Annotated in this window: 11 protein-coding genes and 2 pseudogenes; 7 read left to right on the top strand and 6 right to left on the bottom strand. The window is 62.5% G+C overall.

From position 1 onward, the window contains the following. Positions 1–99: 99 nt before the first annotated feature. A complete protein-coding gene (locus ACF8K2_RS02440; protein WP_392463314.1) occupies positions 100–849 on the top strand; it encodes a sulfite exporter TauE/SafE family protein in 750 nt (249 codons plus the stop codon). Between the two features lie 88 nt (positions 850–937). On the opposite strand, the gene ACF8K2_RS02435 is transcribed toward ACF8K2_RS02440, so the two are convergent. Further along, positions 938–1792, bottom strand: coding sequence for a LysR substrate-binding domain-containing protein (locus tag ACF8K2_RS02435; RefSeq protein WP_186557654.1), 855 nt, complete (start codon positions 1790–1792; stop codon positions 938–940). A gap of 96 nt (positions 1793–1888) precedes the next feature. Between ACF8K2_RS02435 and ACF8K2_RS02430 the strand changes: the two genes are divergently transcribed. Further along, positions 1889–2107, top strand: coding sequence for a DUF1127 domain-containing protein (locus ACF8K2_RS02430; RefSeq protein ID WP_186557655.1), 219 nt, complete (start codon positions 1889–1891; stop codon positions 2105–2107). A gap of 93 nt (positions 2108–2200) precedes the next feature. On the opposite strand, the gene ACF8K2_RS02425 is transcribed toward ACF8K2_RS02430, so the two are convergent. Further along, the gene (locus tag ACF8K2_RS02425; protein WP_312151520.1) at positions 2201–3547 is read right to left on the bottom strand and encodes a class II 3-deoxy-7-phosphoheptulonate synthase; all 1347 of its coding nucleotides are present in this window, start codon (positions 3545–3547) and stop codon (positions 2201–2203) included. A 121-nt stretch (positions 3548–3668) separates the two neighbouring features. Here ACF8K2_RS02425 and ACF8K2_RS02420 point away from each other — a divergent pair, with 121 nt between their 5' ends. Together ACF8K2_RS02420 and ACF8K2_RS02415 are read left to right on the top strand one after the other, a co-directional pair. After that, entirely contained in the window at positions 3669–4424 is a 756-nt protein-coding gene (locus ACF8K2_RS02420) for a spermidine synthase (RefSeq protein WP_392463313.1), read from the top strand. A gap of 345 nt (positions 4425–4769) precedes the next feature. Beyond that, positions 4770–6492: pseudogene (locus tag ACF8K2_RS02415) on the top strand (DEAD/DEAH box helicase). Between the two features lie 83 nt (positions 6493–6575). On the opposite strand, the gene ACF8K2_RS02410 reads toward ACF8K2_RS02415, so the two are convergent. After that, entirely contained in the window at positions 6576–7343 is a 768-nt protein-coding gene (locus tag ACF8K2_RS02410) for a DODA-type extradiol aromatic ring-opening family dioxygenase (protein WP_392463312.1), read from the bottom strand. A 101-nt stretch (positions 7344–7444) separates the two neighbouring features. Here ACF8K2_RS02410 and ACF8K2_RS02405 point away from each other — a divergent pair, with 101 nt between their 5' ends. Further along, positions 7445–8095, top strand: coding sequence for a thiopurine S-methyltransferase (locus ACF8K2_RS02405; RefSeq protein WP_392463311.1), 651 nt, complete (start codon positions 7445–7447; stop codon positions 8093–8095). A 50-nt stretch (positions 8096–8145) separates the two neighbouring features. Here the strand turns inward: ACF8K2_RS02405 and htpX are convergent, their stop codons facing one another. After that, positions 8146–9033 carry a protease HtpX gene (gene htpX / locus ACF8K2_RS02400; protein ID WP_186557661.1) on the bottom strand — a complete coding sequence of 296 codons (888 nt, stop codon included), beginning with the start codon at positions 9031–9033 and terminating at the stop codon, positions 8146–8148. Positions 9034–9340: 307 nt separating this feature from the next. Next, positions 9341–10552: a pyridoxal phosphate-dependent aminotransferase gene (locus tag ACF8K2_RS02395; protein ID WP_186557662.1), complete on the bottom strand. Its 1212-nt coding sequence runs from the start codon at positions 10550–10552 to the stop codon at positions 9341–9343. A 167-nt stretch (positions 10553–10719) separates the two neighbouring features. On the opposite strand from ACF8K2_RS02395, the gene msrB reads away from it, so the two are divergent. Both msrB and ACF8K2_RS02385 read left to right on the top strand, forming a co-directional pair. Further along, positions 10720–11115 carry a peptide-methionine (R)-S-oxide reductase MsrB gene (gene msrB, locus ACF8K2_RS02390; protein ID WP_186557663.1) on the top strand — a complete coding sequence of 132 codons (396 nt, stop codon included), beginning with the start codon at positions 10720–10722 and terminating at the stop codon, positions 11113–11115. 13 nt (positions 11116–11128) lie between these two features. Continuing rightward, entirely contained in the window at positions 11129–11617 is a 489-nt protein-coding gene (locus tag ACF8K2_RS02385) for a glutathione peroxidase (RefSeq protein ID WP_368972876.1), read from the top strand. On the opposite strand, the pseudogene ACF8K2_RS02380 reads toward ACF8K2_RS02385, so the two are convergent. Then, a pseudogene (locus ACF8K2_RS02380) lies at positions 11607–13963 on the bottom strand (response regulator). The gene ACF8K2_RS02385 and the pseudogene ACF8K2_RS02380 overlap by 11 nt on opposite strands. Positions 13964–14073 lie beyond the last annotated feature (110 nt).

Below are 14073 nucleotides of genomic sequence, written 5' to 3'. Positions count from 1 at the left end.
ATGCGAGTTACGCATAGCCATTGTGCGTTGCTGTGCGTTTCCCCGCTAGCATAGTGTGGGTAGCATGCGCGCATCGTGTAACCGGCGGATGAGGCCCTGATGATCGAGTGGTTGATGTATATCGTGTTGGGCGCCGCACTAGGCACCGTGGGTGGTTTGTTCGGGATTGGCGGCGGCTTGATCGCCATTCCGGCCCTCGGCGTGTTGTTTGGCCTGGATCAGCAACTGGCCCAAGGCACCGCGCTGGTGATGGTGGTGCCGAACGTGTTGCTGGCGCTGTGGCGCTACCACCAGCGCAACCGCATCGAACTGCGCCATGCGCTGCCGTTATCGTTGTGCAGCTTGCTGTTTGCCTGGTTGGGCTCGGTCTGGGCGGTGGGGATCGACGCTCACTCGATGCGCCTGGGTTTTGTCGGCTTCCTGGTGGCGTTGGCGGTGTGGAACGTTGCCCGGATGTTCATGCGCGTTAGCCCGCCGAGCAGCGAGTTGCGCTATGCCTGGCCCTGGCTTGGGGTGCTGGGCAGCTTTGCCGGAACCATGGGCGGGCTGTTCGGCGTAGGTGGGGCCGTGGTGGCGACGCCGATTCTGACCAGTGTGTTCGGTACTACCCAGGTGGTCGCGCAGGGGCTGTCGCTGGCACTGGCGGCGCCCAGCACCATGGTCACGCTGCTGACCTATGGGCTGCACCAGAGTGTGGTCTGGCAGGTGGGCGTTCCGTTGGCGGTCGGCGGGTTGTTGAGCATCAGCTGGGGGGTGAAGTTGGCGCATGCCCTGCCGGAAAAAGTCCTGCGCACGATGTTCTGCGTGTTCTTGGTGGTGTGCGCGGTGATGCTGGCCTACGAGCTCTGAGGATGGATTGTGCTGTCCGTGCATGCCCTATCGCGGGGCAAGCCCGCTCCCACGCGAGAAATGGATTGCGCCCCGCGATAGGGTGGTACTACACCGCAAACCCTTCGGTGATGTAGTCAGCCATGCAATCAGTGATCGGCGACTGAGTCTGCGCATTGCGCAGCAACATCACATTGGCCAGCGGCAGCTGGGGCAGGCCGTCGGCTTCACCGAGAATGCGGATGTTGCCGCCGACCAGGCTCTGCAACTGCGCCGTCACCGCCAGGCCGGCCGTGACAATGGCAAAAATTGCCGCAAGGCTGGGGCTGGTATAGGCGATGCGATAATCGATGCCCTGGCTCTCCAGCGCATTGCAGGTCCAGGCCCGGCAGAAACAATCGGTGTTGAACAGCGCCAACGGCATCGGCCGCTGCTCCTGCGGACAAAAGCCCTGCGCTGCGGCCCAGACCAAACGCTCCTGGCGCAGCAGCTGGCCTATCTCATTACCCGGCTCGCGGGTGACGATGGTCAGGTCCAGGTCTTGGCGCAGCATCAGTTGTTTCGACGAGTCGCAATGCACCTCGACCTGAATCAGCGGATAGGCCTGGGCGAAGCTTGAAAGGATGCTCGGCAGAAAGCGCATGGCGTAGTCGTCAGGCGTGCCGATGCGCACCACCCCGACCATGTGCGGCATGCGCAAGGTGTTGAACACTTCGCCATGCAACTTGAGGATGCGCCGGGCATAGCCAAGCAGCACCTGGCCTTCGGCGGTCAGGCGCACCTGGCGGCCGTCGCGCTCGAACAGCTGGCGCTGGAGGATGTCTTCCTCCAAGCGCTTCATCTGCATGCTGACCGCCGACTGGGTGCGGTTGACCACTTCGCCTGCGCGGGTGAAGCCGCCTTGCTCGGCGATGGCGACGAAGGTGCGTAGGACGTCCGAATCGAGGCTCTGGTACTGGGACATTGCATCAATCTCCGAGATGCATGGCATCAGAAACATTCGTTGGATTGATCGTATGCCTGGCGCGAGACTGAAGCCATCAACACGGAGGGCTTCACGATGAAAGGTCATGTCAGCGTTACCCAGCAACCTGTCTTTTCTGTCGGCCACCTGCTGCATGAGGTGGGGCACCGGTTGGCGCGGTGGCATCAGCTGTATCGTCAGCGCCAGGAGCTGGCCGGGCTAAGTGATGCGACGCTTGCCGATCTGGGGTTGAGCCGGGCGGATATCCAGCGCGAGGCCGAGCGGCCGTTCTGGGATGATCCGCTGCGTAAGTAAGTGTCAGTATCGGCCTCGTCGCGGGGCAAGCCCGCGCCTGCACCCGCGATGAGGGCCGAACAATCGCTACAAAGATGATTGCCAGGCCTTAGCTCAGCGGCGCACCTGCTTCAGCGTCTCGGCAATCAAGAACGCCAGCTCCAGCGACTGATCAGCATTGAGCCGCGGATCGCAATGGGTGTGGTAGCGATCCGACAGCCCATCCTCGGTAATCGGCCGCGCCCCACCAATGCACTCGGTGACGTTCTGCCCGGTCATCTCGATGTGAATCCCGCCCGCATAAGAGCCTTCGGCCTGATGCACCTGGAAGAACTGCTTGACCTCATCGAGGATCTGGGCGAAGTCGCGGGTCTTGTAGCCGCTGCTGGCCTTGATGGTATTGCCATGCATCGGGTCGGAGCTCCACAGCACCTTGCGCCCCTCGCGCTCGACGCTGCGAATCAGCCCTGGCAGGTGATCGCCAACCTTGCCTGCGCCCATCCGCACGATCAGGTTCAGGCGCCCTGGGTCGTTGTCCGGGTTGAGCGTATCGATCAGGCGGATCAACTCCTCAGGCTTCATGCTTGGCCCGACCTTGACGCCAATCGGGTTATGCACCCCGCGCAGGAACTCCACATGGGCGCCGTCAAGCTGGCGCGTGCGGTCGCCGATCCACAGCATGTGCGCCGAGCAATCGTAGAAATCGCCGGTCAGGCTGTCGCGGCGCACGAAAGCTTCTTCGTAATTGAGCAGCAGCGCTTCGTGGGCGGTGAAGAAGCTGGTTTCACGCAGTTGCGGCGCGCTGTCCAGGCCACAGGCGCGCATGAACGCCAGGGTCTCGTCGATACGGTCGGCCAGCTGGTGATACTTCTCGGCCAGGGCGGAGTTGGCGATGAAATCCAGGTTCCACTTGTGTACCTGGTGCAAGTCGGCGAAACCACCCTGGGCGAAGGCGCGCAGCAAGTTGAGGCTGGCGGTGGCCTGGTGGTAGGCCTGCAGCAGGCGCTCAGGGTCGGGGATGCGGCTGGGCTCGTCGAAACCGATACCGTTGACGATATCGCCGCGATAGGCCGGCAGGGTCACTTGGCCGATGGTTTCATCGCCCGCCGAGCGAGGCTTGGCGAACTGACCGGCCATGCGCCCGACTTTCACCACCGGGCAACCGGCGGCGAAGGTCATGACGATGGCCATCTGCAGCAACACCTTGAAGGTGTCGCGGATTTTCGCCGCGGAGAACTCGGCGAAGCTCTCGGCGCAATCACCGCCTTGGAGCAGGAATGCGCGGCCCTGGGTGACCTCGGCAAACTGTCGGCGCAACTCCCGCGCCTCGCCCGCGAAAACCAAGGGTGGGTAGCTGGCCAGGGTCTGCTCGACCTTGAGCAGGTGCGCAGCGTCTGGGTAGGTTGGTTGCTGCTGGATCGGCAGGTCGCGCCAGCTTTCAGGGCTCCACGGTTGCTTCATCACGGGCTCGGTATGGTCTGTTATGGGCTGTCTGTCATGGTATCAGCTGGCGAGCCGCTTGTTGCACCGGGGGCATTGACGGACAATGGCGGTTTTGTGCGCAGGTCAGGCGGGAGTGGCAATGTCCAACGAGCGGGAAGAGCGGCTGCTGGCGCGGGTCGAGGATGCCTTTGGCGTTGTCAGCGTCTACGAAGTCGAGGACTACCGTTTTCTTGAGTTCGGCGATGCCATCGAGCAGAGCTGCGTGTTCACTGCCGACCCCAGCTGGCTGGAGTACGACTACACCCGCGCGATGCTGCTGGGCGCGTTGTGCCATCCACAGCCGGAGAGTGCGCTGTTTCTTGGGCTGGGTGCCGGCACCCTGACCCAGGCCTGCCTGAAGTTTCTGCCGTTGGAAGATGTCGAGGCCATCGAACTGCGCCCGGATGTGCCGCGCCTGGCCATGGAGTATCTGGGCCTGGATGACGATCCGCGCCTGTACGTGCGGGTGGGCGATGCGCTCGAGCTGCTGGCGAGTGCGGAGAAGGCCGACCTGATCTTCGTTGACCTGTATACCGACCATGGTCCGGGTGTCGGGCACCTGGCCTGGGGCTTTCTGGAAAACTGCCAGAAGCAGCTCAACCCCGGCGGTTGGCTGGTGATCAACCAATGGGCCGGCGATGACGGCAAGCCGCTGGGCGCGGCGCTGTTGCGCGGGTTGTATCACCGCCATTACTGGGAGCTGCCGGTCAAGGAGGGCAACGTGATCCTGTTCGTGCCGGCCGAGCTTGAGCAGCAGCTGGATATCGAACAACTGCGCGGGCGGGCCGAGGCACTGGCGCCGCAGTTGGGATACAGCCTTGAGTACCTGATCAAAGAGGTGCGGCCAGCGACCTGATGTTGGCTTTGAAACACCACGATCACTGTGGGAGCGGGCTTGCCCGCGAAGAAAGCACCACAACCTGAAGGGGAAACGATTCAGCCATTATCCGATGATGGCTGCATACTGGCCGCTATTCCCGAAAAAAATCTAACTGCCCGAAACGATTTCAGGTATAGTACGCGCCGGTCTTTTAGCGGGCCGCAAAATCAGGTGGTGCAAATCCTCCGAGTCCAGCTTCGGCTGCACGTCCGCTAGGCGGACCTTCCCAAGTTTTTCTTTTTCAATCGTTTTCGCAAATCCCCGCCGCCAAAGCTGCCTGGGTGACCCTCGGGTCTTTCAAGGCATGTGCAGCTTTGGAGCATGGGTCTTTGCGGATGCACATAGAGGCAGACCCATGACCCAGGAAACCGGCGGATTCGCCGCTCTCGGACTTAACCCGAACATTGTTGCTGCCGTACTGGCCACCGGCTACGAAGAGCCGTCCGCCATTCAGCAACAATCGATTCCGATCATCCTCGACGGTCATGACATGATCGGCCAGGCGCAGACCGGCACCGGTAAAACCGCTGCCTTCGCTCTGCCGATCCTCAATCGTATCGATGTGAGCAAGCGCGAACCGCAAGCCCTGATCCTGGCGCCAACCCGTGAGTTGGCGCTGCAAGTTGCAACCGCTTTCGAAACCTACGCCAAGCAAACGCCAGGCGTTAACGTAGTAGCTGTCTACGGTGGTGCCCCAATGGGCCCACAGCTGCGTGCCATTCGCAACGGCGCGCAAATCGTCGTAGCTACCCCAGGCCGTCTGTGCGACCACCTGCGTCGTGACGAGAAAGTCCTGTCGACCGTTCAGTACCTGGTACTGGACGAAGCCGACGAGATGCTCAAGCTGGGCTTCATGGATGACCTCGAAGTGATCTTCGACGCCATTCCGGCCACGCGCCAGACCGTGCTGTTCTCGGCGACCCTGCCGTCATCGATCCGCAGCATCGCCGAGCGTCACCTGCGCGAGCCGAAGCACGTCAAGATCCAGAGCAAGACCCAGACCGTTACCGCGATCGACCAGGCGCACCTGATGGTCCACGCCGACCAGAAGATCCCGGCTGTGCTGCGTCTGCTGGAAGTCGAAGAGTTCGATGCCTTGATCGCCTTCGTGCGTACCAAGCAAGCCACCCTGGACCTGGCCGCTGCCCTGGAAGCCAAAGGCTACAAGGCTGCCGCGCTGAACGGCGACATCGCCCAGAACCAGCGTGAGCGCGTGATCGACTCGCTCAAGGATGGCCGCCTGGACATCGTCGTCGCCACCGACGTCGCTGCCCGTGGTCTGGACGTACCGCGTATCACCCACGTGTTCAACGTCGACATGCCGTACGACCCAGAGTCCTACGTGCACCGTATCGGCCGTACTGGCCGTGCGGGTCGCGAAGGCCGTGCACTGCTGCTGGTCACCCCGCGTGAGCGCCGCATGCTGCAGGTCATCGAGCGTGTAACCGGTCAGAAGGTTGCTGAAGCCCGCCTGCCTGGCCCACAAGCTGTACTGGATGCGCGGATCAAGAAATTGACCGCAAGCCTGGCGCCGCTGGTGGCCGAAGCAGAAGCCAGCCATGGCGACCTGTTCGACCGTCTGACCGCTTCGCTGGAATGCACGCCACGTGCCCTGGCCTCGGCCCTGCTGCGCAAGGCCACCAATGGCCAGCCGCTGGACCTGGCTTCGGTTGAGCGCGAGCAGCCACTGGTGCCGACTAGCGGCCCACGTGGTGAGCGTGCCGAGCGCGGTGAGCGCAGCGATCGTGGCGAGCGTAGCGACCGTGGTGACCGCGAGCGTCGCGCGCCAATGCCACTGGCTGAAGGCCGTGTGCGTTGCCGTACCGCCCTGGGTGCCCGTGACGGCATCGCCGCCAAGAACCTGTTGGGTGCGATCCTCAACGAAGGCGGCCTGGCCCGCGACGCTATCGGCCGCATCCAGGTGCGCGACAGCTTCAGCCTGGTCGAGCTGCCGGAGGATGGTCTGGAGCGTCTGCTGACCAAACTCAAGGACACCCGCGTAGCCGGTAAGCAGCTCAAGCTGCGCCGCTACCGCGAGGATTGATCCTGGCGCAATGAAAAAATCCCCGGCCTAGGTCGGGGATTTTTTTTGCCTGGAGCCAGACATTTTTCACGGTCAGTACGGCGTCAGTCGAACCGATAGATATCCATTCCCAGCGCGCCGAGGGTAAATCCTTGGTGCACCACGCCAAACCTGTCGCCGGCGCCCAGGGCAAAGAACAGCGGCAGCAAATGCTCATCACTGGGATGATTGCGTAGCGCATGCGGCGCCTGCTGGCGGTAGTCGAGCAGGGTAGGGCGGTCGTCTTGCTTGAGCCTGTCGACCACCCAATCACGAAACGCCAGTGCCCAAGGCTCGATCGCATCGGGCCCGGCGTGCCAGTCCAACTCGCCCAGGTTGTGCGTGATGCTGCCCGAGCCGATCAGCAGAATACCTTCATGGCGCAGCGACTCCAGGGCCTGGCCCACCTCCAATTGCAAGCGAGGCCCGCCCTGGCTGGGCAGAGAAACCTGCACGACCGGGATGCCCGCATTGCGATACATCAGCGACAGCGGCACCCAGGCACCATGATCGAACGGTCGTTGCTCATCCAAAAGCGCCGGCAGGCCCGCAGCGGTCAATTGCGCGCTGATCTTGCGGGCCAGCTCAGGTTCGCCTGGCGCTGGGTATTGCACTGCGTACAGCGCCGGGGGGAAACCGTGGAAGTCGTGCCAGGTGTGCGGCTGCGGGTTACTCATTACCAGCAGCTCACGGCTCTCCCAGTGCGCCGAGACCACCACGATCGCTTTCGGCCGGGGCAGGGCGTTGGCCAGTGCCGCCAAGGCCGGACCACTGGCGCCAGGTTGCAGGGCGAGCATGGGCGATCCATGGGAAATGAACAGGCTGGGCAGCATGGCGGGGTCCTGACAGTTAAGATGCAGCCATCTTCGATCAGTTGAAGATCGAGATCCAATATAAGTTTTCACGGCGAACTATCGAAAAATCGGGAGCGAACATGCAGCCGGCGTTCTGGCACAAAAAATGGGCAGACAACCAGATTGGCTTTCACCAGGCTCAGGTCAACCCCTATCTGCAAGCGCACTGGCCGCTCGCTGAGCTAGCGCCGGGCAGTCGGGTACTGGTGCCGTTGTGTGGCAAGAGCCTGGATTTGATCTGGCTTGCCGCCCAAGGCTATCGGGTGTTGGGCGTGGAATTGTCGCGGCGGGCGGTAGAGGACTTCTTCGCTGAACATGGCTTGCAGGCGCAGGTGTCGCAACAGGGCGCCTTCGAAGTCTGGCGCAGTGCTGAGGTGGAACTCTGGTGTGGCGACTTCTTTGCCTTGCAGCCTGGCGATGTTGCCGATTGCACAGGCCTTTATGACCGTGCTGCGCTGATCGCCTTGCCCCAGGAAATGCGCCATCGCTACATGGCGCTGCTGTCTGAACTGCTACCAGCAGGCTGTCGGGGCGTGCTGGTGACACTCGACTACGAGCAGGCGCGTGTGGACGGGCCGCCGTTTTCGGTGGCCGATAGAGAGGTGCGCGCTGGCCTGCGGGGCTGGCAGGTCGAGCAGGTGCAGCAAGAGCAGATTATCGGGCAGAGCCCGAAGTTTCAGCAGGCTGGGGTGACGAGCCTGTTCGAGCGGGTTTATCGGCTACACCACTGAGCCACAAAAAAGGGCGACCGAAGTCGCCCTTTCTAATTGCTGGTGGAGGATCAACCGCGGCGACGCAGCGCCTCGATACGCTCTTCCAGCGGCGGGTGGCTCATCAGCAGGCCCGCCAGGCCTTGCTTGAGGCCGCCGTTGATGCCAAACGCCTTGAGGGTGTCGGGCATGTGTACCGGCATGCCTTGCTCTACGCGCAGGCGCTGCAGCGCGCCGATCATTGCGGCGGTGCCGGCCAGCTGGGCGCCGGCTTCGTCGGCACGGTACTCGCGGCGACGCGAGAACCACATGACGATCATGCTGGCCAGGATGCCCAGGATCAGCTCGGCGACGATGGTCGCCACGTAGTAGGCGATGCCTTGGCCTTCTTCGTTCTTGAAGATCACCTTGTCGACGAAGTTGCCGATGATGCGTGCAAAGAACATCACGAAGGTGTTCACCACGCCTTGCACCAGCGCCAGGGTGACCATGTCGCCGTTGGCCACGTGGCCGATTTCGTGAGCCAGTACCGCGCGCACTTCATCGGGCGAGAAGCGCTCCAGCAGGCCTTGGGACACTGCCACCAGCGCGTCGTTACGGTTCCAGCCGGTGGCGAAGGCGTTGGCCTCGTAAGCCGGGAAGATACCCACTTCGGGCATCTTGATGCCGGCTTCGCGCGACAGCTCCTCGACCGTTTGCAGCAGCCACTGCTCGTGGCGGGTGCGCGGCTGGGTGATGATTTGCGTGCCGGTGCTCATCTTCGCCATCCACTTGGAGATGAACAGCGAGATCAGCGAGCCGGCGAAGCCGAACACGGCGCAGAACACCAGCAGCTGACTGAGGTCGAGATCAACCCCGTTGGCCGCCATGAACCCATTGAAGCCAAACAGGCTCAGGGTAATGCTTGCAACCAGCACCACCGCAAGGTTGGTGGCTACAAACAACAAGATGCGCATCATGGTTGTTACGTTCTCCTGACGGATAAAAATGTTGCGTACTGCGGGGTATATAAGGGGGAGGTGGCGTCGATTCAACCGGTCGACTATTTCAAACTGTGTAGCGCGGAGTATGGCAGAGGAAACTGACCGGCTTGTGGGATAGAGCGTTGCAGGATGTAAGAAGATTCGCGGCGTTAGATAAGCATTGAATGGGGCTGCTTTGCAGCCCATCGCAGGCAAGCCAGGGTTAGCGCCGGGCCTGAAGATCTGCGCTAACCCTGTAGGAGCTGGCTCGCCTGCGATGGGCCGCAAAGCGGCCCCAAGCTCATTACTGCTGATAGGTACGCAAGAAGTTGCCAATCCGCCCAATCGCCTGCTCCAGGTCATCCACCCGCGGTAAGGTCACCACGCGGAAGTGATCCGGCCACGGCCAGTTGAACGCGGTGCCTTGAACGATCAGCAGCTTCTCCGACAGCAGCAAGTCCAGCGCGAACTTCTCGTCATTGAGGATCGGGCACACCTTCGGATCGATCCGCGGGAAGGCATACAGCGCGCCCATCGGCTTGACGCAGCTCACCCCGGGGATGGCATTGAGCAGTTCATAAGTGCGGTTACGCTGCTCCAGCAGGCGGCCAGGCGGCAGCACCAGGTCATTGATGCTCTGGTAGCCGCCCAGGGCGGTCTGGATCGCGTGCTGGGCCGGCACGTTGGCGCACAGACGCATGTTGGCCAGCATGTCGATGCCTTCGATGTAGCTCTGGGCGTGGTGCTTGGGCCCGGAGATGATCAGCCAGCCGGAGCGAAAGCCCGCCACCCGGTACGACTTGGACAAGCCATTGAAGGTCAGGCAGAGCAGGTCAGGCGCCAGCGAGGCGGTGCTGATGTGCACGGCTTCGTCGTAGAGGATCTTGTCGTAGATCTCGTCGGAGAACACCACCAGGTTGTGCTGGCGAGCCAGCTCGAGCATGCCCAGCAGCAGCTCCTTGGAGTACACAGCGCCCGTTGGGTTGTTCGGGTTGATGATCACCAGCGCCTTGGTATTGGGGGTGATCTTGGCCTTGATGTCTTCAAGGTCAGGGAACCAGTCGGCCTGCTCATCGCACAGGTAGTGCACCGGCTTGCCGCCCGCCAGGCTCACCGCAGCGGTCCACAGTGGGTAGTCAGGCGCCGGGATCAGCACCTCGTCGCCATTGTTGAGCAGGGCCTGCATCGACATCACGATCAGCTCGGAGACGCCGTTGCCGAGGTAGATGTCCTCGATGGTCACGCCCTCGATTTCTTTTTGCTGGCAGTACTGCATGACGGCCTTGCGCGCGCTGAACAGGCCCTTGGAGTCGCTGTAGCCCTGGGCGGTCGGCAGGTTTCGGATCACGTCCTGGAGGATCTCGTCCGGCGCCTCGAAGCCAAACGGCGCCGGGTTGCCGATGTTCAGCTTGAGGATGCGGTGGCCTTCCTCTTCCAGGCGTTTGGCGTGCTTGAGCACTGGGCCGCGAATGTCGTAGCAGACATTGGCGAGCTTGTTCGATTTACTGAACTGCATGATGTGATCCCGATTGAGAAGTCGCACGCGCCGCCGTCGAAAGGTTTGAAAGGGCGTGGCGCGGGTGCCAGACTTGAGGCCTGGCACACGAAGCCAACTAATATACGTGCCACCCGCGCCCTGGAAAAGACGGCGCGGCGTGAAATTCAGCCTGCCGAGGTTCCTACATGCAAAAGATCGACAAAACCCTGGAAGAATGGCGCGAGATGCTCGACCCTGCGCAGTATCAGGTCTGTCGTCTGAAGGGCACCGAGCGGCCCTTCAGTGGCAAGTACAACAGCGAGAAGCGCGCTGGCGTCTACCATTGCATCTGCTGCGACCTGGCGCTGTTCGATGCGCAGGCCAAGTTCGATTCCGGCTGTGGCTGGCCAAGCTTCTATGAGCCGATCGCGCAGAGCGCGATGATCGAGATTCGCGATACCTCCCACGGCATGATTCGCACCGAGGTCACCTGCGCCCAGTGCGATGCCCACCTGGGGCATGTCTTCCCTGATGGCCCGCCACCGACCGGGCTGCGCTATTGCATCAACTCGGTGTGCCTGGATTTCAAACCGCGTGACTGACCGGAGAGCGCCAATGGCTGACTCGTTGCTGGATATTCCCTGCGTTACCCTGACCGGCGAGCACAAGCTGCTGGGCGATTTCCAGGGCAAGGCTGTGCTGGTGGTGAACACTGCCAGCCAATGCGGCTTCACCCCGCAGTACAAAGGCCTGGAGCAGCTGTGGCAGGACTACCGCGAGCGTGGCCTGGTGATCGTCGGGTTCCCCTGCAACCAGTTCGGCAAGCAGGAACCCGGGGATGCGCGCGAGATCGCCACGTTCTGCGAAACGCGCTTTGGCGTGAGCTTCCCGTTGATGCGCAAGATCGAGGTCAACGGCCCCGGCGCCCACCCGCTGTTCGTCGAGCTGAAAAAACGCGCCCCTGGCCTGCTGGGCACGCAGAAGATCAAGTGGAATTTCACCAAGTTCCTGCTCGACCCGGTCAGCGGCAAGGTCACCCGCTTTGCTCCAGCGACCAAGCCTGAAGCACTCAAGGCCGCCATCGAACCGCTGCTCAACCGCTGACCGGCACCCAGTGCTCGATCAGTGCCAGTAGTTCTTCGCGGCGAAACGGTTTGGCCAGGTAGTCATCCATGCCCGCCGCGCGGCAGCGTTCGCGCTCCTCGGGCATGGCATTGGCGGTCAGGGCGACGATTGGCAGCTGCGGCCAACGACCGCTCTGGCGAATTCGCCGGCTGGCTTCATAGCCGTCCATGATCGGCATGTTGCAGTCCATCAGCACCATGTCGACGTCTTCCTGCTCCAGCACCTCCAAGGCTTGCGCGCCTTGGGTGGCGAGCAGTACATCGCAGCCGAGCTTGCCCAGCATGCCCTTGGCCACCAGCTGGTTGACCGGGTTGTCCTCCACCAGCAGGATACGCGCCCGGCGCTCGTGCAGCTTGGGGAATTCGTGTGGCAGTGGGGCATCTGGCGCGCCCCCCTGAAGCATTCGCCGCAACGTCTGATACAGCGCATTGCGCGCCAATGGCCGCGCCAGTTGCACCAGTGGCGCCAGGCGCTGGGCCTCTTCGCCGGGGAGGAAGTTGCCGTAGGCGGTTACCAACAGAATTGGCGCCGTGACCGCAGGGCGCAGATCCAGCAGATGCTCCACGTCATCGGTGATCAGCAGATCCAGGGCGCTGTGAGGGAGTTCAGCGGCATCGTCCAGCCGGGTGAAGGCCAGGCCCCAGCCAGGCAACAGCCCGGACAATAGCTCGGACAGGCCACTGCCAGGCTTGCTCAGCGCCACCACCTGGCCGCGCAGCGGCGCCGGCGCAATCGCCTCGGTGTGGGTCGGTAGCGGCAGGTCGGCACTGAAGCGGCTGCCAAAGCCGGTTTGCGAATGAATGTGCAAGTGCCCCTGCATGGCCTTGCACAGGTTGCGGGTCAGCGCCAGGCCAAGGCCGGTGCCGCCATATTGGCGGGTGATGCCAGCGCCGGCCTGGGTGAAGGGCTGGAAAATGCGCACCTGGGCTTCTTCGGGGATGCCGATGCCGGTATCGCTGACCTCCAGGCGTACGCCTCCGACGATAGGCATCAGGCGCACATCGACCCGGCCAAAGCGGGTGAACTTGAGCGCGTTGGACAGCAGGTTGCTGACGATCTGCCGTACTCGGGTCGGGTCGCCCAGCACCGTACTGGGGAAGTCTGGAGCGATCAGGCAAGTCAGCTCGACACTGCTCGCGGCGTTCTGCGACAGCAGGTTGGCGGTGTCTTCGACCATCGCTCCCATGTCGAAGGCAATCCGCTCGAGCTCCAGCTGGCCGGCGTCGAACTTGGACAGATCGAGGATATCGTTGAGCAGTTCCACCAGCACCTTGCCCGAGTCGTGGGCTATCGACAGCTGTTGGCGCTGCTCGGCCGCCAGCGGGCTGTCCAGGGCCAGCGCGATCATGCCCAGCATGCCGTTGAGCGGGGTGCGGATCTCGTGGCTCATGTTGGCCAGGAACGCCGCCCGTGCCTGGGCCATTTCCAGGGCGCGGCGGCGCGCCTCTTCCAGGTCCTGATTGGTCTGGCTGAGCCGGTCGTTGCTGGACTTGAGTTCGTTGGTGCGCGCCGAGACGATGTTTTCCAGTTCGTTGAGGTACTGCGTCAGGCGGTTTTCCGCAGCGCGCCGTTGCTGGATTTCAGTGGCCATGCTGACGAACTGTTGGTTGGCCACTTTCACCAGCACGCCAATTTCGTCGAGCTCATGGCCATGCGGGCAGTCCAGGCGGGTCTGCTGTGGCTGGCGCGGGTCGCTGTTGCTCAGCGCGGCGATCACCGTGACCAGCGGTTTGGTCAGCATCATGTAGAACAGTGCCAGCAGGATCCCGGTCAGCACCAGGCTGCGGGCAAAGCCATTGAACAGGGTGACCCCGGCGCGGTCGAGGAAGCGGCTGCCGAAGGTGTAGGTGTCGACATCCAGGTACAAGGTACCGAGGTATTCGTGGGGCATGTGCGCCAGGTACAGGCGATCCTGGAACTGACGAAATTCGCCGAAGAGAAAGTCGCTCAGTGGCCGGTAGCGGTCTTCCAGGCGCGGGCGCTGGACGTCTGCCAGCACCGTGTCGTTGTTGTCGATCAAGCGCGCGCGGATCACCGCTGGCGATTGCAGCAGCCCGCCCGTCAGCTCCTGGGCAAGCTCGGCATCGATGTTATAGGCGATGCGCGAGGCCGGATTGTGGCTGATTTGCAGCAATGCCTGCACTTCGCGGTTGATGGACGCGTCTTCGCTGGCATAATCGATGCCGATCTGGATGAGACTGAGCAATGTTCCCAGGATGAAGCCGACCAGGACTGTCAACCGGGCTTGCTTGTATGACAGGCGATTGGTGAACTTGATATCCATGTGTCCCGAGCCGGTTCCTCGCTCCTGCGCTGCGCAAGCATAGCCGATCAACCTCGGCTGCTGGCGGGTCTGTCGAACATTCAGCTGGAAGATTGCTGTTGGCAGTGCCGGCCCTTATCGCGGGGCAAGCCCGCTCCCACGCCTGCGCCCT

The sequence above is a fragment of the Pseudomonas sp. xss_2 genome, assembly GCF_043104195.1.
GTDB classification, from domain to species: domain Bacteria; phylum Pseudomonadota; class Gammaproteobacteria; order Pseudomonadales; family Pseudomonadaceae; genus Aquipseudomonas; species Aquipseudomonas urmiensis.
This window is presented reverse-complemented; position numbering and strand designations above follow the sequence as displayed.

What these genes read in the sequence shown, in the direction of transcription:
- ACF8K2_RS02440 (WP_392463314.1), top strand. Translation starts at nt 100, where the DNA reads ATGATCGAGTGGTTGATGTATATCGTGTTGGGCGCCGCACTAGGCACC.
- ACF8K2_RS02435 (WP_186557654.1), bottom strand. Translation starts at nt 1,792, where the DNA reads ATGTCCCAGTACCAGAGCCTCGATTCGGACGTCCTACGCACCTTCGTC.
- ACF8K2_RS02430 (WP_186557655.1), top strand. Translation starts at nt 1,889, where the DNA reads ATGAAAGGTCATGTCAGCGTTACCCAGCAACCTGTCTTTTCTGTCGGC.
- ACF8K2_RS02425 (WP_312151520.1), bottom strand. Translation starts at nt 3,547, where the DNA reads ATGAAGCAACCGTGGAGCCCTGAAAGCTGGCGCGACCTGCCGATCCAG.
- ACF8K2_RS02420 (WP_392463313.1), top strand. Translation starts at nt 3,669, where the DNA reads ATGTCCAACGAGCGGGAAGAGCGGCTGCTGGCGCGGGTCGAGGATGCC.
- ACF8K2_RS02410 (WP_392463312.1), bottom strand. Translation starts at nt 7,343, where the DNA reads ATGCTGCCCAGCCTGTTCATTTCCCATGGATCGCCCATGCTCGCCCTG.
- ACF8K2_RS02405 (WP_392463311.1), top strand. Translation starts at nt 7,445, where the DNA reads ATGCAGCCGGCGTTCTGGCACAAAAAATGGGCAGACAACCAGATTGGC.
- htpX (WP_186557661.1), bottom strand. Translation starts at nt 9,033, where the DNA reads ATGATGCGCATCTTGTTGTTTGTAGCCACCAACCTTGCGGTGGTGCTG.
- ACF8K2_RS02395 (WP_186557662.1), bottom strand. Translation starts at nt 10,552, where the DNA reads ATGCAGTTCAGTAAATCGAACAAGCTCGCCAATGTCTGCTACGACATT.
- msrB (WP_186557663.1), top strand. Translation starts at nt 10,720, where the DNA reads ATGCAAAAGATCGACAAAACCCTGGAAGAATGGCGCGAGATGCTCGAC.
- ACF8K2_RS02385 (WP_368972876.1), top strand. Translation starts at nt 11,129, where the DNA reads ATGGCTGACTCGTTGCTGGATATTCCCTGCGTTACCCTGACCGGCGAG.